General features: G+C 68.4%; 22 protein-coding genes and 1 pseudogene. 7 read left to right on the top strand and 16 right to left on the bottom strand.

The features are described 5' to 3' along the window. Positions 1-8: 8 nt before the first annotated feature. Positions 9-1,388: an adenylosuccinate lyase gene (gene purB / locus DEA06_RS05195; RefSeq protein WP_116646918.1), complete on the top strand. Its 1,380-nt coding sequence runs from the start codon at positions 9-11 to the stop codon at positions 1,386-1,388. Between the two features lie 131 nt (positions 1,389-1,519). Here the strand turns inward: purB and DEA06_RS05200 are convergent, their stop codons facing one another. The 7 genes from DEA06_RS05200 to DEA06_RS05230 all read right to left on the bottom strand — a co-directional run bounded on the left by DEA06_RS05200 (position 1,520) and on the right by DEA06_RS05230 (position 7,207). After that, a complete protein-coding gene (locus DEA06_RS05200) occupies positions 1,520-1,861 on the bottom strand; it encodes an amino acid transporter (protein ID WP_240606830.1) in 342 nt (113 codons plus the stop codon). Then, positions 1,858-2,487 carry an acyl-CoA synthetase gene (locus DEA06_RS05205; RefSeq protein ID WP_165817929.1) on the bottom strand — a complete coding sequence of 210 codons (630 nt, stop codon included), beginning with the start codon at positions 2,485-2,487 and terminating at the stop codon, positions 1,858-1,860. The genes DEA06_RS05200 and DEA06_RS05205 overlap by 4 nt, the downstream gene beginning before the upstream one ends. 86 nt (positions 2,488-2,573) lie before the next feature. Then, the gene (locus tag DEA06_RS05210) at positions 2,574-3,260 is read right to left on the bottom strand and encodes a cyclase family protein (protein WP_116647263.1); all 687 of its coding nucleotides are present in this window, start codon (positions 3,258-3,260) and stop codon (positions 2,574-2,576) included. 111 nt (positions 3,261-3,371) lie between these two features. Beyond that, complete coding sequence (locus DEA06_RS05215) at positions 3,372-3,575, bottom strand: hypothetical protein (protein WP_116647265.1); 204 nt, start codon at positions 3,573-3,575, stop codon at positions 3,372-3,374. Next, on the bottom strand, positions 3,572-5,047 hold the full coding sequence (locus DEA06_RS05220; protein WP_240606831.1) for an SDR family oxidoreductase: 1,476 nt from the start codon (positions 5,045-5,047) through the stop codon (positions 3,572-3,574). Before DEA06_RS05220 ends, DEA06_RS05215 begins: the two co-directional genes overlap by 4 nt. A 149-nt stretch (positions 5,048-5,196) precedes the next feature. Continuing rightward, on the bottom strand, positions 5,197-6,534 hold the full coding sequence (locus DEA06_RS05225; RefSeq protein ID WP_116646920.1) for an APC family permease: 1,338 nt from the start codon (positions 6,532-6,534) through the stop codon (positions 5,197-5,199). Between the two features lie 79 nt (positions 6,535-6,613). Beyond that, on the bottom strand, positions 6,614-7,207 hold the full coding sequence (locus DEA06_RS05230) for a nitroreductase family protein (protein WP_116646921.1): 594 nt from the start codon (positions 7,205-7,207) through the stop codon (positions 6,614-6,616). Positions 7,208-7,435: 228 nt separating this feature from the next. Between DEA06_RS05230 and DEA06_RS05235 the strand changes: the two genes are divergently transcribed. Beyond that, entirely contained in the window at positions 7,436-8,527 is a 1,092-nt protein-coding gene (locus tag DEA06_RS05235; RefSeq protein WP_116646922.1) for a DUF1611 domain-containing protein, read from the top strand. A 79-nt stretch (positions 8,528-8,606) separates the two neighbouring features. On the opposite strand, the gene DEA06_RS05240 is transcribed toward DEA06_RS05235, so the two are convergent. After that, positions 8,607-9,980, bottom strand: coding sequence for an FAD-binding oxidoreductase (locus tag DEA06_RS05240; RefSeq protein WP_116646923.1), 1,374 nt, complete (start codon positions 9,978-9,980; stop codon positions 8,607-8,609). Positions 9,981-10,120: 140 nt separating this feature from the next. On the opposite strand from DEA06_RS05240, the gene DEA06_RS05245 reads away from it, so the two are divergent. The 3 genes from DEA06_RS05245 (at position 10,121) to DEA06_RS05255 (ending at position 12,644) form a co-directional block, all read left to right on the top strand. Next, positions 10,121-11,248: a helix-turn-helix transcriptional regulator gene (locus tag DEA06_RS05245; RefSeq protein WP_116646924.1), complete on the top strand. Its 1,128-nt coding sequence runs from the start codon at positions 10,121-10,123 to the stop codon at positions 11,246-11,248. A gap of 107 nt (positions 11,249-11,355) precedes the next feature. Further along, entirely contained in the window at positions 11,356-12,030 is a 675-nt protein-coding gene (locus tag DEA06_RS05250) for a hypothetical protein (RefSeq protein WP_116646925.1), read from the top strand. A gap of 62 nt (positions 12,031-12,092) precedes the next feature. After that, positions 12,093-12,644 carry a hypothetical protein gene (locus DEA06_RS05255; RefSeq protein WP_116646926.1) on the top strand — a complete coding sequence of 184 codons (552 nt, stop codon included), beginning with the start codon at positions 12,093-12,095 and terminating at the stop codon, positions 12,642-12,644. A gap of 17 nt (positions 12,645-12,661) precedes the next feature. Here the strand turns inward: DEA06_RS05255 and DEA06_RS05260 are convergent, their stop codons facing one another. The 6 genes and pseudogenes from DEA06_RS05260 to DEA06_RS05285 all read right to left on the bottom strand — a co-directional run. Beyond that, entirely contained in the window at positions 12,662-13,219 is a 558-nt protein-coding gene (locus DEA06_RS05260) for a dihydrofolate reductase family protein (RefSeq protein ID WP_116646927.1), read from the bottom strand. 199 nt (positions 13,220-13,418) lie between these two features. Next, on the bottom strand, positions 13,419-13,637 hold the full coding sequence (locus DEA06_RS05265) for a hypothetical protein (protein ID WP_116646928.1): 219 nt from the start codon (positions 13,635-13,637) through the stop codon (positions 13,419-13,421). A 493-nt stretch (positions 13,638-14,130) separates the two neighbouring features. Further along, positions 14,131-16,239: a DUF262 domain-containing protein gene (locus tag DEA06_RS05270; protein WP_116647266.1), complete on the bottom strand. Its 2,109-nt coding sequence runs from the start codon at positions 16,237-16,239 to the stop codon at positions 14,131-14,133. Positions 16,240-16,316: 77 nt separating this feature from the next. After that, positions 16,317-17,642 (bottom strand): hypothetical protein, encoded by a 1,326-nt coding sequence (locus DEA06_RS05275; RefSeq protein ID WP_240606832.1) that lies wholly within the window; start codon positions 17,640-17,642, stop codon positions 16,317-16,319. Continuing rightward, complete coding sequence (locus DEA06_RS05280; protein ID WP_133241702.1) at positions 17,639-18,172, bottom strand: hypothetical protein; 534 nt, start codon at positions 18,170-18,172, stop codon at positions 17,639-17,641. Before DEA06_RS05280 ends, DEA06_RS05275 begins: the two co-directional genes overlap by 4 nt. A 321-nt stretch (positions 18,173-18,493) precedes the next feature. Continuing rightward, positions 18,494-19,042, bottom strand: a pseudogene (locus DEA06_RS05285) (dihydrofolate reductase family protein); the annotation flags it as partial. A gap of 191 nt (positions 19,043-19,233) precedes the next feature. Here DEA06_RS05285 and DEA06_RS05290 point away from each other — a divergent pair. Together DEA06_RS05290 and DEA06_RS05295 are read left to right on the top strand one after the other, a co-directional pair. Beyond that, positions 19,234-19,812, top strand: a complete 579-nt coding sequence (locus DEA06_RS05290) for a hypothetical protein (RefSeq protein ID WP_116646931.1) — start codon at positions 19,234-19,236, stop codon at positions 19,810-19,812. Between the two features lie 77 nt (positions 19,813-19,889). Then, positions 19,890-20,732: a formate/nitrite transporter family protein gene (locus tag DEA06_RS05295; RefSeq protein ID WP_116646932.1), complete on the top strand. Its 843-nt coding sequence runs from the start codon at positions 19,890-19,892 to the stop codon at positions 20,730-20,732. A 29-nt stretch (positions 20,733-20,761) separates the two neighbouring features. On the opposite strand, the gene DEA06_RS16495 is transcribed toward DEA06_RS05295, so the two are convergent. Both DEA06_RS16495 and secA2 read right to left on the bottom strand, forming a co-directional pair. Further along, positions 20,762-21,130, bottom strand: a complete 369-nt coding sequence (locus tag DEA06_RS16495) for a hypothetical protein (protein WP_165817924.1) — start codon at positions 21,128-21,130, stop codon at positions 20,762-20,764. A gap of 253 nt (positions 21,131-21,383) precedes the next feature. Further along, a complete protein-coding gene (secA2, locus tag DEA06_RS05305) occupies positions 21,384-23,705 on the bottom strand; it encodes an accessory Sec system translocase SecA2 (protein WP_116646934.1) in 2,322 nt (773 codons plus the stop codon). Positions 23,706-23,803 lie beyond the last annotated feature (98 nt).

Below are 23,803 nucleotides of genomic sequence, written 5' to 3' on the forward strand. Positions count from 1 at the left end.
AGCCTCTCGTGACTTCTCTGCCCCCACAGCCGCTGAGCCCCCTCGACGGCCGCTACCAGAAGACCGTCGCGCCCCTCGCCGACTACCTCTCGGAGGCCGGCCTGAACCGCGCACGCGTCGAGGTCGAGGTCGAGTGGCTGATCGCGCTGACCGACCGCTCGCTCTTCGGCACCGAGCCGCTGTCGGAGGCCGACAAGACCCGGCTGCGCGCGCTCTACGTCGACTTCTCACAGAACGACATCGACTGGCTCGCCGAGCGCGAGGCCGTCACCCGTCACGACGTGAAGGCCGTCGAGTACCTCGTGCGCGACCGGCTCGCGGCGCTGGGGCTCGACGCCATCGCTGAGCTGACGCACTTCGCCTGCACCAGCGAAGACATCAACTCCGCGTCGTACGCCCTCACCGTCCAGCGCGCGGTCACCCGCGTCTGGCTCCCCAAGCTCTACGCGGTGATCGACACGCTGACGGCGATGGCCGCCGCTCACCGCGACGCACCGATGCTCGCGCGCACCCACGGCCAGCCGGCCACCCCCACGACGATGGGCAAGGAGATCGGCGTCTTCGCGTGGCGGCTGCGTCGCATCGCGAAGCAGGTCGAAGCATCCGACTACCTGGCGAAGTTCTCGGGCGCGACCGGCACCTGGTCGGCCCACGTGGCCGCCGACCCCTCCGTCGACTGGCCCGAGCTGACCACCGCGTTCATCGAGTCGCTCGGCATCACCGCCAACCCGGTGACGACCCAGATCGAGTCGCACGACTGGCAGGTGGAGCTCTACGACCGCGCGCGGCACGCGGGCGGCATCCTCCACAACCTCGCGACCGACGTGTGGACCTACATCTCGCTCGGGTACTTCACCCAGATCCCCGTCGCCGGGGCGACCGGCTCGTCGACCATGCCGCACAAGATCAACCCGATCCGGTTCGAGAACGCCGAGGCGAACCTCGAGATCGCGGGCGGGCTCTTCGCCACGCTCGCGCAGACCCTCGTGACCTCGCGCCTGCAGCGCGACCTCACCGACTCGACCACGCAGCGCAACATCGGCGTCGCGTTCGGCCACTCGCTCCTCGCGCTCGACAACCTCCAGCGCGGCCTCGGCGAGATCTCGCTCGCGCCCGACGTGCTGCTGGCCGACCTCGACTCGAACTGGGAGGTGCTCGCCGAAGCGATCCAGACGGTCGTCCGTGCCGAGATCGCCGCCGGTCGCTCGCAGATCACCGACCCGTACGCGCTGCTGAAGGATCTCACCCGCGGGCGTCGCGTCGGCGCGGCGGATCTCGCGGAGTTCGTGCGCGGCCTCGACATCGGCGACGCCGCCAAGGCGCGCCTGCTCGACCTCACCCCCGCGACCTACACGGGCCTCGCCTCTGCGACGGTCGACCGCCTCTGACGCGAGCGCACGGACCGCGAGACCCGTTCTGCGCGGCGAGACCCCCACATTCTGACCGGGTCTCGCCGCGCAGACGCGGTTTCGCGGTCAGGAGCGGGGGCGAACGGATGCTGCGGCGCGAGCGCGCGCTGCTACGAACGCGGCGCGGGGCCGCCGTCGGCGGGCGAGCCGGGCTGCGCGTCAGGAGTCTCGTCGTCGGGGGGAAGCAGCAACGGACGATCGAGGGTCTTGCCGACCTGGGCGGGATCGACCGCGAGCAGCAGCAACGCCACCACGACGAGCACGACGATGAACGTGACACCCGCGGCGATGGCCGCGATGACAAGAGCGCGTTCGATCTGATCGCCCGGTTTCGACTGGAAGAAGCCCATCGACACGAGCGTCACGATGCCGGCGAACAGGGCGCAGACGAAAGCCAGTCCGAGCAGCTGCACGGGCTTCATGAGGTCGCGGCGGGTGGGGCGGTCGGTCACGGGATGCTCCTATCGGCCGGGCTCGGGGCAGGCGCCCGGCGAGGTGAGAACCCCGCGATGCCGAGGAACACCGCGACGATCGCGGCGTATCCGCCGAACACGCCCACCGCGATCGTGATCCCCGTCAGGGTGAACGATCGGCCGGCGTCTTCGATGTAGTAGTCGAGGGCGTACCCGGGCTGCACGAGCAGCAGGGCGAGCCCGAGCACGATGGTGAGCACGCCGATGGTCAGACCGTCGCGCGACGCGGCGCGCGCAGCATCCGCTCGTCCTCGGAAGGCGACGACGGCCTCGACAATGCCGGTGACGAGCGCCCACGAGATCACCACCGCGAAGAACGTGGCCGTACTGCGCCACGGGCCGATGCTCGCGACGAGCCCGGCGAGCAGGGTGAGCGTGGCGAGCAGCACCGACGGGCCCCGCTGTCCGGCGGGGAAGACGAGCCACGCCGCGACGGCGAAGACGATCCCCGTCGCGATCGCGAAACCGCTGAACACCGCGAGTCCTACCGACGACGAGTGGTCGGGCGAGAAGGTCACCATGATCGCCGCGATCGCCGCGAAGGCGGCGCGGGCGAGCTGAAGATGCCGCACGTCGAGCGTGCGAGCGGATGCGGCAGAGGTCACGGCAGATCCAGGAGAGGCGGAGAGAATACCCCCAGTCTACGTCTGCGCGCCATCGCGACGTCGGGAGGTCCGTCGACGTCGAAGAGCTACGACCCGATCTCGGCGAACGCGCGCACCGGGAACGTGCCGAATCCTTCGAACGCCGGGGGCGCGGCCGTGAAGCGCGCGCCCCGCTCGGGCACGTCGCCCAGGCGGGTCAGGTGCTCCACCACGTGGATGCCCGCACCGAGCAGAAGGGTGTGGGCCGGTCGCTCGCCGCCCGACTCGGTGTCGTCGATGTTGAGGGCGTCGATGCCGACGAGGGTCACGCCCTGCTCGATCAGCCACCTCGTGGCATCGGCCGTGAGGAAGGGCGACCCGGCGGCGTAGTCGGGGGTGCCGAAGAGGCGGTCCCACCCGGTGTGGAGCAGCACAGCGGCACCGCGCACATCGCGGTCGGCGAGCGCGTCGACCCCGATGCCCCGGTTCTGCGGATCCCACGCGTCTTCGAGGTGGAAGACCTCGGCCCGCAGGCCCACGAGGGTGGCGAGGTCGAGGCCCGCCAGGTCGGGGCCGGACGAATAGCGGTGGTACGGCGCATCGAGATAGGTGCCGGTGTTGCCGATCATCGTCACGATGTCCATGGCGAACTCGGTGCCGGGCGCATAGGTTCCGCGGGAACCCTCGTGCGTCATGTGCGGCGTGATCACCGGCGCGGGCAGGCCGGGATAGGTGACGAGGCCGGCTCGGATCGGGTGGCTCAGGTCGACGACGCGGCGGGAGTTCTCGGGCATGATGCCCACGCTAGGGCTCGGGGCCGGCGCACGATGACGGCACCTCGGACAGATGTCGACCGATGCCTGCCATCCGCTCGTCTCGAGGAGGACGACAGACGGATGCTGCGCTCAGCGCGGGCGCGGCGCGGGGGGCGGCGGAACGGGCTTGGCCGCGATGATGTCGGCGACCGCGATCCGCTCGACGCCGCGCTTGCCGTCGACCACCACGGTCTCGGCGTCGGCGCTCAACAGTTCGCCGAGCGCGTCGGTCGCCTGCCCGGTGGGGAGCAGGTAGCGCACCACCACGCGGTTGCCCGGGGCGGGGAGCCTCACCACGAGCCGGGGGCGTAGTCCTTGAGGAAGACGCCGAAGAGATCTTCGCCGGCTTCACCGCGCACGATGGGGTCGTAGACCCGCGCGGCACCGTCGACGAGGTCGAGCGGGGCGTGGAATCCCTCCTCGGCGAGCCGCACCTTCGTCGGGTGGGGCCGCTCGTCGGTGATCCATCCGGTGTCGACGCTCGTCATGAGGATGCCGTCGGTCTCGAACATCTCGCGCGCGCTGGTGCGGGTCAGCATGTTGACGGCGGCCTTGGCCATGTTGGTGTGCGGGTGGCCGGGGCCCTTGTACCCGCGACCGAACACGCCCTCCATCGCGCTCACGTTCACGATGTAGGTGCGGGCCGCCGGGCTCGCCGCCATCGAGGCCCGCAGCTTCGAGATCAACAGGAACGGCGCCGTGGTGTTGGCCAGCTGCACCTCGAGCATCTCGAGGGGGTCGACCTCGTCGACGCGCTGCGTCCACGAGTTGACGTCGTGCAGGTCGGGCACGAGGCCGCCCGCGTCGATCGCCGTGCCCGCGGCGAGCCGCTCGAGCGAGCTCGATCCCGCGGCCATCGCCTGCTCGGTCAGCTCGTCGGCGCGCGACGCCGCCGCGGCGAGCACGGGGTGCGCGGCGACGGAGCGCTCGAGCGCCTGCGGGTGCTGATCGTTGGTATGCCCGAAGGTGACCAGCTCGGGGAGAGGTCCGTCGGGGAGCGGCGCGAGCTCCGCATCGACGAGCGGCTGGTAGGCGCCGGTCGAGCGCCGCACCGTCTGGGTGGCGTTGTTGATGAGGATGTCGAGGGTGCCGGATGCGGCGACGTCGTCGGCGAGTCCGATCACCTGCGCGGGGTCGCGGAGGTCGATACCGACGATCTTGAGACGGTGGAGCCAGTCGCCCGAGTCGGGGAGGCTGCTGAAACGCCGCACGGCATCACGCGGAAACCGGGTGGTGATGGTGGTGTGCGCACCGTCGCGAAGGAGCCGCAGCGCGATGTACATGCCGATCTTCGCCCGGCCGCCGGTGAGCAGCGCGCGGCGTCCGGTGAGGTCGGTGCGGGCATCGCGCTTGGCGTGACTCATCGCCGCGCAGTCGGGGCACAGCTGGTGATAGAACGCGTCGACCAGTGTGTACGGCTGCTTGCAGATGTAGCAGCCGCGCGCCTTCAACAGGGTTCCCGCGGTCGGGGCGGTGGTCGCGGTGCTGATCGGGATGCCGCGGGTCTCGTCGTCGATGCGATCGGGCGCTCCGGTCGCGGTCGCGGCGATCACACTGCGGTCGGCCTCGGCGATCGCCTCGCGGATCTCGCGCCGGCGCTCCTTCTTGGCCGCCTTGAACATGTGGGCCGTCGCCCGACGCACCTGGATGAAGTCGGGGTGCGTCTGATCGATCCGGGCCATCCTCGCGAGCACGTCGAGCGTGACCGCGAGTTCGGCGGGGTCGATTCCGCTCGGCTGGCGGTCGTCGGGGGCATCGGAGGGCACACGAGATTCTACGTTGGGCCGGCGGGGCGCAGCATCCGCCTCCCTTCTCTGCGAGATGCACGGGGTGTGGGGCGCACCGTTCCGGTCGGGGCGCGATATTCCTCGCCCCGAGGGCACTTTTCCGCCCCGAACGCCGGCCGACGGCGCGGCTACGCGGCCTTGCGCTCTTCGCGCTTGCGGCCGGCGCGGGCGACGAAGAAGAGCACCGAACCGATCGCGATGTACGCCAGGGCCCCGAGCCACACCACGCCGGTCTGCTGGGTGAGCAGCACGATGCTCGCGATGATGGCGAGCACCGGCACCACCCGCGGCACCGAGAAGTGCTTGTGGTCGACCTTGTCTTTCTTGAGCACGAGCACGCTGACGTTCGCCGAGAGGAAGACGAGCAGGAGCAGCAGCACCGTCGTCTCGGCCAACGTCGCGACATCGCCGAGGAAGGTGAGGCCGATCGTCGCCACCGCGACGACCACGATCGACACCCACGGGGTGCGACGGTTCGGGAGCACCCGGGAGAACGCCTTCGGAAGAAGTCCCGACTCGGCCAGGCCGTACCCGACGCGGCTCGCCATCACCATGAACAGCAGTGCGCCGTTGGCGATCGCGACGAGCGCGATGAGTCCGAACAGCCAGGGCGGCAGCGCGATACCGGTGGCGGCGACCACGTCGAGAAGGGGTCCGGTCGAGGTCGCCAGGTCGGCGGCCGGGAGGATCATCGCCGCGCCGAGCGCGATCAGCAGGTAGACGACCGCGGCGGTGCCGATGGCGCCGAACAGAGCCCGCGGGTAGGCCTTGGAGGGGTTCTTCACCTCTTCGGCCATGTTCGCGGCCGCTTCGAATCCGAGGAACGAGAAGAACGCGATGATGGATGCGGCGAACACGCCCTCCACCGGTGCCCTGTCGGGCGAGAACTCGAGCAGGCGGGCCGGGTCTCCCCCTCCGCCGCCGATGAAGACGGCGGCCAGCACGATGACGATCACGAGCCCCGACACCTCGATCACCGAGGCGACGAGGTTCGCACCGAGCGACTCGCGGACGCCCCGGAGGTTGATCAACGTCAGCAGGATGATGAACACCACGGCCGTCGGTGCCGCGGGCACGTCGATGATCGCGGCCAGGTAGTCGCCGGCGAACGCGTTCGCCAGCGCAGCGGCGGTCGTGATGCCCGAGGCCATCATGAGGAAGCCGACGAGGAACGACAGGTAGGGCACCCCGAACGCCCGATCGGCGTAGCGCGCCGCACCTCCCGCGTGCGGGTACTTGGTGATGAGCTCGGCATACGTGCCGGCCGTCAGCAGCGCGATGACGAGCGCGACGAGCAGCGGCAGCCAGATGACACCGCCGACATCCCCGGCCATCGAACCGACGAGGGTGTAGATGCCCGCGCCGAGCGTGTCTCCGACGATGAACGCGAACAGCAGCGGAGCGCCGACCGCGCGCTTGAGGCCGGTCGGAGCTGCGGGCCCGGTGGCCGTGGTGTCGTTGGTCATCGTGCTACTCGACCGGGTGGTGCGGGGCGATGCAACCCCACGTGCGCGGTGCGCGCGCGTGGGGTATAAGCCCACGCCGCTACTGGTCGACGAGCACGATCTCCGACAGGGGACGCCGCTCGCGCGGTGCGGTCTCACGCGCGATCAGCGTCTCGTCGCCCAGCGCCTCCGCCGGGGCGAGGACGCCGACAGCCGTGACCGTCAGAGGACGGATGCGGGCGGGCAGATCGAACGCGGCCGACACCGCGTCGGCGTCGAAGCCGCCCATGGTGTGCACGTGGAGTCCGGTCGCGTGCGCCTGGATGGTGAAGTGGGCCATGGCCTGCCCCAGGTCGTACTGCGCCCAGGGACGGGGCTCGCCCTCGGGGCCGGCCTGCTCGTAGGCGGCGACGACGAGTGCTCCCGCCGAGCCCGCCCAGACCCCGTTGAATCCGGCGAGGGTCGCGGCGATACGGGTGAAGGCCTCGGTGCCGCGGCGGGCGACGATGAAGCGCCAGGGCTGCGAGTTCGCCGCGGACGACGACCAACGCGCGGCCTCGATGGCGGCGGCGAGCTTCTGCTCGTCGATCGTCTCGTCGGCGACGAACGAGCGGGGGCTCCAGCGCTCTGCGAGGACGGGAAGGATGGGGGTGTCGGTGCGGGCGACGCGGTCGGTGACGGTGACGATGCTCATGACGTGCTCCTCGGGGCGGGTATGTCTGGATCGCGCCCCGTCGAGCGATCGGCGCTGGCGCGCCACGGTGTGGAACGCCGACCGGTCAGGTGTATTCCCGCGCATATAGAGGACTCTCGGCCCCCCGTTACACAGGAAGGGTTGCTACGGTCCAGGGGTCGGCATCTCGCGGGCGTCAGGGAAGACAGCTTGGTTTCGTCGCCTCCTCTGGGATATCAGGGGAGCATCATGACTCATTCCGCCACGGCCGTCGTCTATTGCGAAGGCAATTTCGGGCGCCAGGACGGCAAGACGGCCAACGGCCTCGTGCGCCACTCGGAGAAGTACGAGATCGTCAGCGTGATCGACAGCACCCTCGCCGGCAGCGACGCCGGCGAAGCGCTCGGCGATCTCACGTCGGGCATCCCCGTCGTCGCCGACCTCGGCGACGCGATCGTGCACGCGGGGCGCGTCCCCGACACGATGATCTTCGGCATGGCCCCCGCCGGTGGACTGTTGAACCCCACCCAGCGCACCGATCTCCTCGACGCCATCGCCTCGGGCATGAACCTCGTCAACGGGCTGCACGAGTTCCTCAACGACGACGCGGAGTTCGCCGCGGCGGCCCTCCTCGCGGGTGTGACAATCACCGACGTGCGACGGACGAAGGACAAGAAGGATCTGCGCCTGTTCACCGGCGAGATCTTCGACGTGACCTGCCCGCGCGTGGCCGTTCTCGGCACCGACGGCGCGATCGGCAAGCGCACCACGACCACCCTCCTGGTCGAGGCGCTCGTCGCCCGAGGCATCAAAGCCGTCATGATCGGCACCGGCCAGACCGCCCTCATTCAGGGCGCGCGCTACGCCGTGGCCCTCGACGCCACCGTTCCCCAGTACTGCTCGGGCGAGGTCGAAGGCCAGGTCGTGGCTGCGTTCCACGATGAGAACCCCGACATCATCGTCGTCGAGGGGCAGGGAGCACTCAGCCACCCGGCTTATCTCACATCGGCGTACATTCTTCGCGGCGCCCGCCCCGACGGCGTCATCGTGCAGCACGCGCCCCTGCGCGGCACACTCGGCGACTACCCGGCCATCCCGATGCCGACCGCGGCGAGCGAGATCGCCCTGATCGAGGCGTTCGCCCGCACCCGCGTGATCGGGGTCACCATCAATCACGAGAACATGACCGACCAGCAGGTCACCGATGCCATCGACGAGTACGAGCTCGAGTTCGGCGTGCCGGCGACTGACCCGCTGACGCGCCCGATCGATCACCTGGTCGAGATGGTCTTCCAGGCCTACCCCGCCCTCCGCGAGCGGTCGGTGCTCGCCGCCACCTGACCTCGGCCGTTGCTCGGCCGGACGGCGAAAGCCGGGGTGAGTGACCGCTGCCACCCACCCCGGCTCCCGCCGCGATCACTTACACCGGGTTCGCCGCCGCGAACACGTTGCGCGGGTCCCACTGCGCCTTCTGCTCGCGCAGGCGATCGAGCGACGCCCCGAACCCGGGCGCACGATCCATGCCGCCGTCGAGGAACGTGAGCGCCAGAGCGTCACCGGTCCACGGCTCGAACGCGTCGACGTAGGCCGTCGCCGCGGCAAGCGCCCCGGGGATGGCCTCGGGCACGGGAGCCGCGGCGACCGAGTGCGCGATGTACTCGCCGGCGACCGCCGACACCGCCCCTCCGCCCGGCACCGGCCGCGCAGCGGCGCCACCGACGTGCCGCAGCTCGGCGATGAACAGCCCCGGATCCTTGGATGCTGCGACGAAGGCGGCGACGGCGTCTTCGGGCAGCGCGCGCAGCATCCGGTGGCGGGTGACCGCCGGGGTCGGCTGAGGAGGATCCATGTGCACGTGCACGAGGGCGTCGGCGGGGATGCGCGAGAACGTGTCGATCTCGGGCCGCAGCTCGCGCAGGGAGTGAAGCAGTTCGGTCGCGCGCTCATCCGACTCCAACACGGCGCCGTCGACCACCACGACCGATCGACCCGAAAGGAACGGCGGCAGTTCGGGCAGCGGCGGGAGGTGGAGCACGCGCAGGGTCGAGGTGACAGATTCTGGCGCGGATGCCGTCCAGGTGGCCCACGCCCGGCTGACCGCCGCCGTGAACGAGGCGTCCCACAGCAGCATCCCGGCGAACACGTCGGCGTAGGGGAGCAGGTCGATCTCGAGCGACACGATGATGCCGAACGCCCCCGATCCGCCGCGGACAGCCCAGAACAGGTCGGCGTTCTCGTCGGCGCTCGCGCGGATCAGCGCCCCGTCCGCCGTCACGATCTGCACGGCGCGCACGGCGTTGATGCCCAGCCCGTGGGCGCGGGAGTAGAACGAGACGCCGCCGCTCAGCGAGTACCCCGCGACCGACACATCGCCTGCGCTGCCGTGCAGGGCGGTCAGCCCGTGCGGCGCGGCCGCGGCGAGCACGTCGTTCCAGTGGGATCCGCCGAGCACGATCGCGGTGCGGCTCTCGGGCTGCACCGTGACGCCGCGAAGACGCGCAAGACGCACGAGCACGGTGTCGGAGAGGCCGGCCTCGGCGAGTCCCGGGGCGGCGTGCCCGGTGGACTGCGGGGCCATCCGCAGGCCGGCGGCGGTCACGGCTCGCACGACGGCGACGACCTCTTCCGCCGACTCGGGGGTGACGACCGCGAACGGTCGCTGGTCGACGGCGACGTTCCACGGCATGCGCACGGCGTCGTAGTCGGGATCGCCGGCGAAGACGATGCGGGCGCCGAGCGCATCGCGCAGCTTTTCAGCGCGCTGGTCGAGGGTGATATCAGTAGAAGAAGACATGGTTTTCCGTTCTCTCGGGTGGGTGACGAGAAGACTCTGCTCTCGCCGGCGGCGGGCATCCATCCCAGAGGGCGGGGGAAATTCCTCCCCCCAGAATCCTGGGATAGCGGTGACGGGAGCGGGGGGAGCACACTGGTGCCATGGTCACCGCCCTGGCCGCCGGACGCGCGCGCAGCGACATCGATGTGCTGTCGCGCGCGGGGCTGTCCCTGGGGGATTTCATGGCGGAGTCCGCGGGTGCTCTCGCGTCCGTCGTGCCGTTCATCGCGGGCTGCTTCTCGAGCACGGATCCCGCGACCTCGATGATCTCCAGCACCCACAAGCTCGGCGATCTGTACGGCAAGAACGAGGCCGACGTCGACTGGGCGCGTATCGAGTACGGCGGCGAACCCGACCCCACCCACTACGACGCGATGGCATCGGCGGGGCGCGTCGCCGTCGGCATCCACGCGACCACCGGCGGTCAGGTCGAGCGAATCGAACGCATGGCCGACCTGGTGCTCCCCCGGTTCGGTTACGTCGACGAGGCGCGGGTGGTGTTCGCCGACCGATCTGGCGTGTGGGCGACCCTGTCGGTTCTACGCGGCAGCGAGGACGCCGTGTTCGACGCGCACGAACTGGCGTTCCTGTCGAGTGTCGCGCCGGCCCTGACGCGCGGCATCCGCACCGGTCTGCTCTCGCAGCTGGCCCGCCGCGAGACGGTGCGCCCCTCGGGCCCGGCCGTCATCATCTTCGATGCGTCTGATCATGTCGTACAGGCGAGCCCCGGCGCTCAGGAGCGGCTCGCGCAACTCTCCGCGCCCGGCGCCGACCCCCTCACCTACATCCAGGCGCTCGTGAGCGGCGCCCGCAGGTTCGCCGCCGGAGACATGCCGCGGATGCCGCGCACCCGCACGCGCACGGCCGACGGCGTGTGGCTCGTTCTGCATGCCGCACCGCTCGGCGGTCTCGGCGACCGGGCCGGCGACGTGGTCGTGACGATCGAGGAAGCACGCCCGCAGGAGGTCATCGACATCGTGGCCGCCGCCTTCGCACTCACCACACGCGAGCGCGAGGTGGTCGGGGCGGTGCTGCGCGGCGCCGACACGAAAGAGATCGCAGCATCCATGCACGTGTCGCCCTACACGGTGCAAGACCACCTGAAGTCGATCTTCGACAAGGCCGGCGTCACCAGCCGCCGCGAACTCGTGTCACGGGTGTACTTCGACCAGTACATGCCTCGGGCCGGGTCGGATCTGGGGGCGGATGGATGGTTCGTGGGGGCGTAGCCAGATGTTCGACATGACCGCCCTGTGGTCGGATGCCCTGGCCGGGAACGTCGCGCCGCTCTAGCTGGCTCTCGTCGCAGGCAGCCGCCTCCCGGGCCCGCGGGCCAATGGAGCTCGCGGCGCAATTCGCCGACACGGTCGCGAGAACGGCAGTCGAGAATCGGCCGGGCGCGCTCGCGCTCCTCGACGACTGGCTCGCTCGCCCCGCACGCTTCGTCGCCGACATCCCCGAAGACGTCTCCGACTACCTGCCCGCCTGCGCAGCGCTCGCGGCGGGATCACTCGACGCCCGAGCCCTCCTCACCCACGCCGCTTCCGACCACCGGTGGAGAGTCCGCGAGCTCGCCGCGACAGGCATGCAACGTGTGCTCACCGTCGATTGGGGCGCGGGGATGCAGACGATCGACGACTGGCTCCGCTCGGGTGACCCGCTGCTGATCCGGGCGGCGGTCGCCGCGGTGGCCGAGCCGAGGCTCGTGCGTGATGCCGCCCACGCGGCTCAGGCGTACGAGGTGGTGCTGCAAGCGACGGACGCGCTGCTCGCCACCCGCCCCGAACTCCGCCGCGCGGAGGACGTGCGCGTCCTCCGCGCGGCGCTCGGCTACGGGATCAGCGTCATCACCGTCGGTCATCCGGATGCCTGCATCGACCTGCTTCAGCAGCTCGCCGCCTCGGACGACGCCGATGCGCGGTGGATCGCGAAGGAGAATCTGCGCAAGGCGCGGCTGCGACCGTTCGCCGATCGCCTGGCTGACGCCCGGCGGGCCGTGGGGTTGAGCTGATCCGCATCGCTCGCCGGATCCCCGGCGTCGGAGTGAGCGACCCCGCGCCGTAGAGTCGCGACGTGCGTATCGTCGTCTGCGGGACCCACGCGAGCGGAAAGAGCACGCTCGTGGCAGACTTCGCCGCCCGGCATCCTCGTTTCACCGTGCTGTCCGATCCGTTCGAACTCCTCGACGAGGCGTGGGACGCCCCGAGCCCCGCCCTGTTCACGGCCCAGCTGCGAGTCTCCGCGGCACGGCTGCATCCGGGTGAGACCGCGAGCCCCGTCATCGCCGAGCGCGGCCCGATCGACTTCTTCGCGTACCTCCTGGCGTGGGAAGACCTGACCGGTGGAGAGGTTCCGCGCGACCTCCTCGACCGGCTCCTCGAGATGACACGGGATGCCATGGCCCACGTCGACGTTCTCGTCGTGCTCCCCCTCACCCCCGCCGACGAGATCTTCGTCCACACCGAAGAAGACCTCCCGCTGCGCGCAGCGATGAACGACATCCTGCTCGACCTCGTCGCCGACGACGACGTCACCGGAGGACGGCCGAATGTCGTCGAGATCACCGGCGACCGCGACCACCGACTCGCCGCTTTGGAGGCCGTCGTGGCGGATTTCGCGCGCTGACGCGGAGCGCTCGGTCCCTATTCGGCAGGCCGGTACCGCTGCACCGTGACCCCCGACCGGAACTCCCGCCGCTCGATGAGCTCGAGATTCAGCTCCACCCCGTGGAGCAACCTCGGCCCGCGCCCGGCGATCACCGGATGCACCACGAACGTGTACTCGTCGATGAGCCCGGCCGCGGCGAGCGCGGCCGGAAGCACCACACCGCCGAGCGAGATCCCTCGCCCCGACTGCGCTCTGAGTCCCTTCACCGCGGCCACGAGCTCGCCGTCGAGGAGTTCGGCATTCCAATCCACGGCGTCGAGTGACCCGGATGCCACCACCTTCGGCATCCGGTCGATGACATCGGCGAACGGCACGTCGTCGTCGCCCATCCAGTCGGGCCACTCCCCCGACTCGGGCCGGCGCCACGCGGCGCGCATCATCTCGAACGTCACGCGCCCGTAGAGCAGCGTGTCGGAGCGGCGCAGCTCGTCGGTCCAGAACGCCATCGACTCGGCATCCGGCGGGAGGCCCGCCTCGTGGTGGACGCACCCGTCGAGGGAGACGTTGATGCCATAGCGGAGGGGTTGGGTCACGGCGGTCTCCTTCGGCCCGAACGGCGGTGGCGCCAGGCTACCGGCGTGCGCGTCCCATCGACAGGCCCGACCAGCCGGCGGTCTACGACGGCGAGCGCGGGAATACGGACGACGCGTTCCTCGAGGGCTGAGATGCCGAGCGGGGCCTCGCGCGGATGGTGGGTGCCATCGCTGCAAAGCCCCGCTCACTGGGCCAGGGTCAGTGACCCACCTGCTTCTGCCGCCGTGCGGCGCTGGTCAGAACCGTAGTGAGAACCAGGAACACGACGATCGTGACCACCCCGGACGAGGACAGCGCGGCCCCCATTGCCGCCCCCACCCCGACCAGGAAACTGGCGACGACGAGTCCCACCCCGATCCCGAGGCCCAGGATGCCGAGCATCAGACCGAGCGTGAGAAATCGGTTGTCGGCGAACATGTCATGTACCTCCTCTACTGAGCCCAGCAACTGGGAATGACCACGCCGGGCACCCCACCGTTGAGGTAGATGGCGTTCAGGCTGCTGGTGTCCTCGCAGATGTTCAAGAACCCTACGCCGAGGGCGAGAACCGCGGAAACGACTCCCACGACGGCCGACGACGGCCGACCTGCGACGGTCAGCACCGAGGCCGCCGTATAGACGCCCCCGCCGGCGGCTGCGATTCGGGATGCTGACCGACCGGTTCGGCGTGACGTGGAGCGTGTCGGTCGTGGCGAGCTGACAGCGACCGCGACGTGCCCGCCCGCGTTACGCGCAGGCCGGCCGCACCGGGTTTCCCATCGGCGGCACGCCCGGGATCTCGCCCCAGGCGTAGCCGCTGATGGCCTCGCCGCCCAGCTGGGGCGCGGGCGGACGCGGGGCCGGGTGCGGCTTCGGGACGTTTCCGCCCTTCGGGCGGTGGTACGGGGCGCCGTGACCCCCGTGACGGTTCTTACAACGTGTCCGCCGGCATCGAGTTCTGGAATTCAGCTCGCACATCCCGGAGTCGGCGACCGTCTCGAACCGCCCAGAAGTACCAGCCGTTGGTTGGGCTCTGCCGGAGCGCCGCTCCCGCCGCGGACGGCGAGGCGTAGCGCCTGCCGTCGAGGAGGATTGCCCCCTCAGCGGTGAGCGTCGCCTCGCGCCCCTTGAAGTCTCGGTGCGTCGCGACGATGCTGTCCCCGGCCGCAACGATCCCAGCTTCAATCAGGTGCTTGATCTCGACCCAGTCACCGGCTTTCGTCTGGGGGTCGACGACTTTCCCGTGATGGCCCTCAGGGACCGGCCAGACGCGCAGCAGCGTCTCAATGAGCTCGGAGGTCCGCTCATCGATGAGAGTTTCACCCCAGGGTTCGGTCTCCGTGCGCTTGATCACTCGACCGGTAAGCGTGATGGTGTTGTGGTCCTGCAGAGCCGACCGCTTCGATAACCAGGCACTGTTCGACACTTTCGAGTTGAGGGATCGAGTCAACAGCGTGAGGTTGCCGAGTCGGTGGACGTGCGCCTGTCGATCTTCGGCCTGATCTCGGTCAGCGACGGGCCACGTTTCCGCCCACGCTCGCGGGAGAAGATGCTCGATCGGGTATCCCATCCGTTCGATCTGAGGCTGACCCGTCGCCTTACGGTATTCGTCTTCCGCGGCTTCGAGAATCATCCGGAGTCGACCCCTTTGGAAGCGCGTGTACGCCGACTCCGTGGCCAGCGTCTGCCGAATCTCTTCGTCGCCGGGCCAGTAGGTGCTCGTGACATTCAGGCGCGCCAGTTGACTCACGACGCGATCGACGAGTTCCGACTCGGATGCCAGGGAATTGGCGGCGATGACGTCGGTGACGATGCGGCCGAGGTCGCTTCCGGTCAGACGCAGAAGTTGTCTACGCACCATCCAGCTCTCAGCGGCGTCAATGATCCCGTTGATCGTCTCTTCTGACAGCTTTCGGCTCGGCTCATGCAGCCAGATGAGCAGTGGCTTGAGGATTTCCACGCCTGCGGCGTGCATGCGGTACACGGCCGTTTCGGTACGGGACAGGCTTCCGCCTGAACGAGCGGCAGCCTCCGTCCACGATTCGTACTGCTGCGCCTGCACCTTGATGACGCGCAGAAGCTCGGCCATCGACTCCGACGTCTCCAACTCGACGTAGGACTTGAAGCGCGTGAAGGTCGACTGTGGGCTGACGTCTTCGCCCGTTCGGGCTACAAGCCACTGATTGATAAAGAGCGAGCTGCGGCTGAGGAGGTTGCGTCCAACGCTCACTTCCTTCGCCCAGAACTTGGTTTCGAAGGGCCAGTCTTCTTCGTATGCCCTCACCATGTCGTCGCCTTGCTCCGCGAGCAGCTGGAACACGAAGTTGCGCACGAGATCCGCCGCGGTCAGCGGTGTGCCGCGCGCGTTGAGGGTCTCGAAAATCTCCTGGGAATTCTCGGAGGCCTCGAGCTCGATGGACACGAGCTGCAGCCCGTCCACGAGGACCGTGGCCAGTTCCTTTGCCTTCTGCGCGAACACTTCTGAATCCACCGGGCCGAGCCACTGCTCGACGATGCGAGAAAAGTACGCGTGCGCAAGAACGATCTGAGATTCACGGTGTGCGAGGCCGATGTGGTCGACAGGTGGTTCGGCAGTCATCACCTCCTCAAATGCGGCCCTGTCCTTATTGAGATGTCGCACCTTGAGGCGACTGCCACCCTCTTCAACGAAAACGTCGTCGTTGTGCGTGAGCCGCTCGAGTTGCGCCGCAAGCCGGAAGTCGCCGGCATCGGCCAGGATCGCCGATGTCGCATCCGCGAGGAGCTGTAACGTCGTCAGCCGCTGCTGACCATCGATGACATTCCATGTCGTCAGTCGGCCGACTCGTGCCTGATTGCTCTGAAGGACGACGGCCCCGAGGAAGTGGGTCGCCGTCGACCGCGGGTCTTCAATCCGTCTCTCCGCGACCCGACGGATGTCGCTCCATAGTGGAGCCCACTGCTCCTCTTCGCGCCACACGTAGGGGCGCTGGAATAGGGGGATGAAGAAGTGCTGCGGCAGGTTGAACAGCTGCAACGGTGTGCGTTTGAAGGTCTCCACATGCCGATACTCGCGCAACCGTCCCGTATCCGCGATGAGCACACGGTTGCCTGACCAGGCCCGTCGGACGCCGTGGCTCAGCTCTCTTCAGGCTCCTCCGGGCGGCGACCAGCGTCTTCCTTTGCCGAACCTTCTTCCCGCTGCAGGCGCTTCGCCAGCCTCTCCGCCAGACGCCCCGTTGATATCCGTGCGGTCTCGAGAACGTCGCTTCCGAAACGCCCGACCGCTTGCGCTCCGTCGGCACCTGCGCCGATGACACCGTCACGCACGTCGGCAGCCGCTGCCGACCAGCGTCGCGCTTCTACCGATGTCTGATCTTCGGCAACGCCGAGTGCCACGTAAAACTCTCCGAGTCCGCCCGCGACGTGATTCCGGGCGTTCACCACAGCCGTCGCCGACATGGGGTTGAGAAGCACCTTGGCATTCGCGCGAGCGGCGCCAGCATCCATTCTCGATAGCAACATGCCCGTCGTCTGCAGAATGACATCCCGTCGGCGTTGGCGGGCTGTCTGGAGGGCGATGCGGTGCTCATCAACATCGTCAGGAGCGATATCCAGCACACGATCCAGCTCAAGCATCCCCAGCGCCTCCTGCAGCTGAAAGCAGCGGGCAATCACGCCCAACCACTGGTTGACCGTTTCCTGCCCTTGTTTCGCGAGATCCGCGAGATCGGCGATCTTGGCGGTCTTCTCGACCTTCTCAGCGAGAGCATCGAGCTGTCGCAATGAATAGGCCTGCGTACGTGCGATGGTGGCAGCAGACCCCTGCAGCTTTGACCAGGTCACCTCCGACACCCGCCCCACAGCGTCGCGCACGACGACGGCCTCGTCGACCAGCATCTCGACACCGATCATGTCCGCGAAGACCGCGTCTTCTTGTGCTCGAAGAACGTCATCGACCTTCGCGTCGATCTTGGCGAGATAGTCGGTGATCTCCTCCATCGTCTGCTGCATCGCGTACTGCGCCATGATCCCGCCGACGCCCGCGAGAATCGCAGGGTTGGTCAGCATGGCACCAGGTTTCGCGAGCATGGCCCCGGGCTTCGTGACGAACTGGAGATTCTTGGCGAACTGACCGTTGGGGGCACGGGTCGTCGCGTGCACGAAGTGCGTGGTCGAGTTCTTCACGAGGGGCAGCGCCTGTGCGGCGCGGGCGGACTCCTCGGTGAGCTTCATCCAACGCCCTGCATTCGCGGAAACCTCCGCAGCAGCGTTGACGGCTGCGGCACCCACTGATGCCGAGGGGAGGAGCTTCCTCAGGTTCAGCGACGTGGATGGAAGATTCACGACCTCCATGAATTTCTCGACCTGTTGGGTGTCTCCCATGACGACGAGCCCCTCGCCATCGCTTATCACCTCGAGGTCGCCGAACTCCTCGTCGGCGACGATGCCCTCGCCGGTCACTGCGCGAACTCGAAGGTGACTTGGGCCGATGAATCGACGCTCGTGATGATTCCCGTGTAGAAGGACTCCGCCTGGGACTGGAGTTCATCGAGGTGGAGCTCGATGTAGTCCCGCTGGTTGTCTTCGCTCAGCACGGCGTTAACCATCTCGGTCTCTTCGATCTCCGGCGATAGCCAGCTGATGGCCCCGTTGTTCTCGATTGGATCCTCGAAGCGGGGCTTGTCGTAGCCCACGAAGACGAACTGCGGCACGCGCACGACGTATCCGCCGTCACCGTCGGCATCCAGAACCACATTCTCGCCGTCGATACCCACCTTGGCGGTGAATTCGTACTGAAGAAGCGTTGTGCGAGAACTCGCCGGCACGGCGACGCCGAGCAGTTCCCCTTGCGTGTCCTTCCGCGCTATGCCTTGAACCGCGAGGGCCAAGAGCGCGACCTCTTCCTGCCTGCTGACCGCAAGGCGGATTTGCGAGTCCGAGGACTCCTCTCGCACGGTGAACAAGTTCGGCACGGTCATGATGTTGGTCAAGACCAAAAATGCAAAGGCCAATCCGGCGCATGCGACGGCTAGGACTGGCCAGAACAGGACTTTGATGGCTTTCAACTGGCCCCTCCCCACAGACACCGCTTTGTGTCAACTGTGCCGCATCCGTCGCCGACTCGATCAATCCACGCCGATCGGGCACCTCCGACCCTGAGTTTCGCCCGCCACCCGAGTTGTACCACTTCGCCCTCGGCGGCGGCCGCCGCGCCTGCAACGCCTACGCGAACTTCGGCATCGGCCGAGGTTCCCGGCGCTGGCAGGGTCGTCTTCGCCTGGCGCGGCCGGGAACGGCTTGCCCTGGGCCACGGGCCGATACCGCTGCACCACGGCCCCCGACCCGAACTCCCGCCGCCCCACCAGCTCCAGCGTCAACGGCACCCCCTCCAGCAGCCTGGGCCCACGCCCCGCAACCACCGGGTGCACGACGAACGTGTACTCATCGATGAGCCCGAGCCCAGCGAGCACCGCCGGCACCTGCACCCCGCCGAGCGAGATTCCCCGTCCCGGTTGCGCCTTCAACCGCTCCACGGCGGCGGTCAGATCACCGGGCACGAGCTCGGCGTTCCAGTCCACGGTATCCAAGGTCGATGACACCACCCGCTTCGGCATCGCGTCGATCTTCTCGGCGAACGGGATCTCGTCCGGCCCCATCCACCCGGGCCACTCCCCCGACCCCGGTCGTCGCCACGCCGCGCGCATCATCTCGAACGTCACGCGACCGTAGAGCAGCGTGTCGGAACGGCGCAGCTCGTCGGTCCAGAACGCCATCGACTCGGCATCCGGCGGCAGGCCCGCCTCGTGGTGGACGCACCCGTCGAGAGTGACGTTCATGGCGTAGCGCAGCGGTTGGGTCATGGCATCCCCACATCGTCGTGACCGGCGAGTGTACGCGCCCCACAGCCCGCGCGGGTGAGGCGATTCAGGCTCGGGCGACGCGCTCGAGAAGGGAGACCCCCGGCAGTGAGCGAGAGGGCTGAAGAGCCTGTGGACGCATGACCCGACACGAGGCCTGGTCTGTGTCAGCGGCCGGGAGTACCGTCGGCGCCATGACACCGGACGAACTCTTCCTCCACGCCGACGCCGCGCTGCGCGATGTCATCGATCGGATCGACCCCGCCGACTTCTCCGCCCCCGTGCCGCAGGAGTGGAGCCAGCTCGAATCGCCCACGCTGCGCGGAATCCTGGGGAGCCACGCGTACGACGAAGCGTGGATCCCCGATGTGATCGCCGGTCGCGCGGCCGCTGACGGCGACCCGCTCGCCGACGCCGACCTCCTGGGCGACGACCCGATCGCCTCCTACACCGCTCTGAACGATGCGGCGGGAGCCGCCGTGCGCATGGGCGATTTCGCCGAGACGTTCCGCTTCACCTACGGCGACTACCCGGCGGCGGAAGGCTTCGCGCACCTCGCCACGTATCGCGCGTTCCAGGCGTACTCGATCGCGAAGCACTTCGGCATCCCGTTCCACCTCTCCCCCGAGCTGATCGCCGGGCTGAACGAGCACGTCGTGCCGAACGCCGACGAGTGGCGACAGTGGGGCGTGTTTCCTCCCGCGATCGAGCCGCCGGCCGATGCGGATGAGGAGACGCGGCTGCTCTGCGCGGTGGGGTACTGGGTGCCGTAGGCGAGGTTGTCGCGAGCGGTGAACGTCACGCGTCCCACGGCGGCCCCACCGCGACGCGCGACTGCGAGGATGGCACGATGAGCCATTCGCGCGAAGCACGTGCAGAGCAACGACGCCAGGACGGCTCCAACGACGCGGCGGTCGAGGAAGAGATCGAGGTCGAATTCGAGGAGGTCGTCGGCGAGGGTGCGGAGCGGCTGCACCGGACCTTCCGCGCGACCCTCGTCACCGGATTCCTGGGCGGAGTCGAGGTCGGCGTCGGCGTTCTCGTCTACCTCGGCATCCTCCACGAGACCGGCGACCATCTCCTGGCGGGGCTCGGCTTCAGCGTCGGCCTGATCGCCCTCCTCCTCGCACACAGCGAACTTTTCACCGAGAACTTCCTCATGCCGGTCGCCGCGCTCGTGGCCCGCGAGGGCACCGCGATGCAGATGCTGAAGCTCTGGGGCGGAACGGTGCTGTCCAACCTGATCGGCGGATGGCTGATCATGGCGATTATCGTCGCCGCCTTTCCCGACTGGCATCCGGTGCTCGCCGAGACCGCGCAACACTTCATCGACGCGCCCCTCAACCTCGAGTTCGCAGCTCTGGCGATTCTCGGTGGTGCCGTCATCACGCTCATGACGAGGATGCAAGCTGGCACCGAATCCGAGCCCGCGAAGATCGTGGCGGCCGTCGCCGGCGGATTCATCCTCGCCGGCTTTCAGCTCTTCCACTCGATCCTGGATTCGCTGTTCGCCTTCGGCGCGATCATCAGCGGCGCACCGATGACCTACCTCGACTGGGTGCTGTGGTTCCTCCCCGTTCTGGGCCTGAACCTCGCGGGCGGGCTGCTGCTCGTCACCCTGTTGCGCATCGTGCGGACCGGCGAGCTGTTCAAGCTCCGACGCCGCAGGAACGAAGCGCGCAACGCGAGTTAGGCAGGGATCCAGTCGGGGCCTGGATCCACTCAGACCAGACGCTTCTCGACAAGAGCAAGAAGGGCGTTCGCGCCGTCGAGCCCTTCGAGAAGGTCGAGCGCCTTCTTCCGAAACTGGCTGGAACGCGTGACAGCCTCGCGAACAGCACTGCACGCCTCCCCGAAGTCGCATGGCGCGCGGGCGTCGACCTGAACCCGATCGACGTAGCGAACCCGGATCAACTCGCCTGGCTCGAGACGCTCGTGTGGCCCGAACACACGGAGCGCCGCGACCGCCTCCACCGCGCGGCAGCACTCGTGGCCGCTGACCGGCCTCACCTCGTCGCCGGCGACATCATCGACGAGATCCCCGCCCTCATCGGACAGGCACCCACCGGCTCCCACGTCGTGGTCTTCCACAGCGCCGTGCTCGTCTACTTGACCGAAGAGCGCCGTTCAGAGTTTGCCCGTCTGATGCAGTCGATGGAAAGTGTCACCTGGATCAGCAACGAGGGTGCCGGCGTCCTCCCGTTCATCACCGAGAAGGTGACCGAAGATATCCGTGGTCGAACGATCCTCGCCCGCAACGGCAGCCCGTCGCGCTCGTCGGCCCCCACGGTCAGAGCTTCGAGCGACTGCAGTCGTAGGAGAGAACACCCGTTACCCTTCCGCGCTACTCGATCCGGTACACGCGGGTCCGCATCCACTTGCCGGCTGCGCGAGCGGCGCGGTCCATCGGGCTTCCGAGCGGGTTGTCGCTCGTCATGTACGTCCAGGTGGCGGATGGGCGGCGAAGCCCGAGCGCGGCGATGCCCTGCCCAAGCTGAGCGGCTGTGACATCACGGATGATGTCAGCGGCATGGTCATAGGCCGCAGTGAAGAATCCGTGGAACTCGCGCAGGGCGATGCGGTGGAACTCGTCGCGCGGGTTGACCCCAGCGAGGGCCTGAAGGTGGATGCCGTCGCGGATCTCGGTCAGGTTTGCCAGGTGATCGCACCATTGCTCGTCGAAGCACCACAACGCCACGTCACGGGCGAGACCCGCGACAACAGACGGTGAGGATGCTTCGGCAAGACGGTCGATCTCCTCCGGGATGCGACGACTCACCTCGACTGTGGCTTGATCGCCGTTCATGGTTTCGTCGCGCTCGGCGAGGACGGTGTCGCGCTGGCGGCTGATCGCGCGGTTGAAGTCCCAGGTGTCGCGGTGACGGTCGCGTCGGATGCCCTCGGCGATCCGCTGCGCCTGGTCGACGATTGACCCGAGCGCGGCCTGATCGAGTTGCGACCCTCGCCGTCGAATCTTCTCGAGCTGATGGTTGGTGGCGTGAGCCTGCACCAGTTCGTCGGTGGTGGCGACGAAGGTGAGCGTCGTCCCGGGATCGCCCTGCCTGCCTGAGCGGCCGCGCAGCTGGGCGTCGAGGCGGCCGGAGGGATACCGGCCGATCTGCAGCACGGCCAGGCCGCCGCTGGCCGCGACGCGGCGATGATCGTGCTCGTCAAGGCCACCGAGACGGATGTCCGTGCCGCGCCCTGACATCTGTGTGGAGATCGTGACCGCCCCGTACTCGCCTGCCTCTGCGATGACCGTGGCTTCGTGTGCGTCGTTGCGGGCGTTGAGCACTTGAGCCTCGATGCCCGCCTCGGCGAAGGCGGCCGCGAACTGCTCGGATTGGGCGACGCTCTGCGTGCCGACGAGCACCGGCTGCCCTTCGCGATGGCGCTCGCGGATCTCCGCCATCACGGCATCCATCCGGGCCTGATCGTCGAGGAAGATGCGCTGAGCAACATCCACACGCTGGTTCGGCAGCCGCCGTTCGACTCGGCCGGCACGGAGCGAGTAGAACTCGGCGAGCTCCTCGGCGACCGCGACGACTGTTCCGCTCATCCCCGCCAGGGTCGTGTAGCGACGCAGCAGATCCTGCACCGTGAGCGTGTCGAGCACGACCCCTGGCGACGAGACGGTCAGCCGCTCCTTGGCCTCGACCGCGGCGTGCAACCCATCGGGCCAACGCTGCTGGTGTGCGACGCGGCCTCGCGCTGTGTTGACAAGCTTGATCGTGTCGTCGATGACCAGGTAGTGGACGTCGCGGCGGACGAGGACGTGAGCATGGAGGGCGAGGTTGAGCCGTGTGAGCGTCCCGGTGTGTGCGGTGTCGTAGAGGTTGACGCCGCCGAGCCGGTTCTCCAAGAGATCGAGCCCGGCGTCGGTGAGCGGGACGGTGGCCTGGTCCGCGTCGATCGCGTAGTGCACGCCGGAGTCGAGCTCCTGCACCAGGGCGTCGGCCAACGCGAAGTCTTCGGGGGTCTCCGTGGACGTTCCGGCGAGAACGAGCGGCGACATCGCCTCATCGGTCATCACAGCGTCAGCCTCGTCGACGATCGCGACATCCAGCACCGGACGCACGCGGTCAGCATCAGACGTCGCGAACCGGTCGCGGAGCACGTCGTACCCGACCTCACTGACCGGTGCATAGACGACGTCGAGCCGGTACCACTCAGCCCGCGTCGACGGCGGCGTGTGCTGACCAACCCAGCCGACACTGACGTCCAGCAGCTCGAACAGGGGCTGCATCCACTCGGCATCCCGCTCCGCGAGATAGTCGTTCACCGACAACACATGCACCCGGCGCCCCGCGACCACGAAAGCTGCCGCGGCGAGAGCGCCAGCCAGGGTCTTCCCCTCGCCGGTGTCCATCTCGACCGCGTTGCCCGCTGCAAGCGCGCAGCACGCAAGCAACTGCTCGTCGAACGGTTCCTGCCCGAGAGTACGCCGGGCAGCTGTGCGCAGGACAGCCAACAACTCCGCGGTCGGTTCGACCACAGCACCACGACCAGGCGAGCTCAGTGCCTCGCGGGCGGCGCGTGACAACTCGGCGTCATCGAGATCGTCGGCCCACTGCCGATGCTCGTTCGCAGCGGAGACGATGCGACGAAAGCCCCGAAACGACGCGGAGCCAGGCACCCCGACAAGTCGCCCCATCAACCGCCTCATGCCCCCATACAAACACGACGGCCCTGAGCGTTACCGAGTGAGCCCGTCGACCGAAATGTCCAGACGGACATCGCGTGGACATTTCACCCGCGAAAAGG

Origin of the sequence: Microbacterium sp. Gd 4-13, from assembly GCF_003095395.1 — a bacterium.
Taxonomy (GTDB): Bacteria; Actinomycetota; Actinomycetes; order Actinomycetales; family Microbacteriaceae; genus Microbacterium.

Excerpts from the sequence above, each read along its gene's own strand:
- DEA06_RS05245 (WP_116646924.1), top strand. The coding sequence starts at position 10,121 with ATGGTCACCGCCCTGGCCGCCGGACGCGCGCGCAGCGACATCGATGTG.
- DEA06_RS05265 (WP_116646928.1), bottom strand. The coding sequence starts at position 13,637 with ATGTTCGCCGACAACCGATTTCTCACGCTCGGTCTGATGCTCGGCATC.
- secA2 (WP_116646934.1), bottom strand. The coding sequence starts at position 23,705 with ATGAGGCGGTTGATGGGGCGACTTGTCGGGGTGCCTGGCTCCGCGTCG.
- DEA06_RS05225 (WP_116646920.1), bottom strand. The coding sequence starts at position 6,534 with ATGACCAACGACACCACGGCCACCGGGCCCGCAGCTCCGACCGGCCTC.
- DEA06_RS05295 (WP_116646932.1), top strand. The coding sequence starts at position 19,890 with ATGAGCCATTCGCGCGAAGCACGTGCAGAGCAACGACGCCAGGACGGC.
- DEA06_RS05290 (WP_116646931.1), top strand. The coding sequence starts at position 19,234 with ATGACACCGGACGAACTCTTCCTCCACGCCGACGCCGCGCTGCGCGAT.
- DEA06_RS05240 (WP_116646923.1), bottom strand. The coding sequence starts at position 9,980 with ATGTCTTCTTCTACTGATATCACCCTCGACCAGCGCGCTGAAAAGCTG.
- DEA06_RS05250 (WP_116646925.1), top strand. The coding sequence starts at position 11,356 with ATGGAGCTCGCGGCGCAATTCGCCGACACGGTCGCGAGAACGGCAGTC.
- DEA06_RS05235 (WP_116646922.1), top strand. The coding sequence starts at position 7,436 with ATGACTCATTCCGCCACGGCCGTCGTCTATTGCGAAGGCAATTTCGGG.
- DEA06_RS05210 (WP_116647263.1), bottom strand. The coding sequence starts at position 3,260 with ATGCCCGAGAACTCCCGCCGCGTCGTCGACCTGAGCCACCCGATCCGA.
- DEA06_RS05230 (WP_116646921.1), bottom strand. The coding sequence starts at position 7,207 with ATGAGCATCGTCACCGTCACCGACCGCGTCGCCCGCACCGACACCCCC.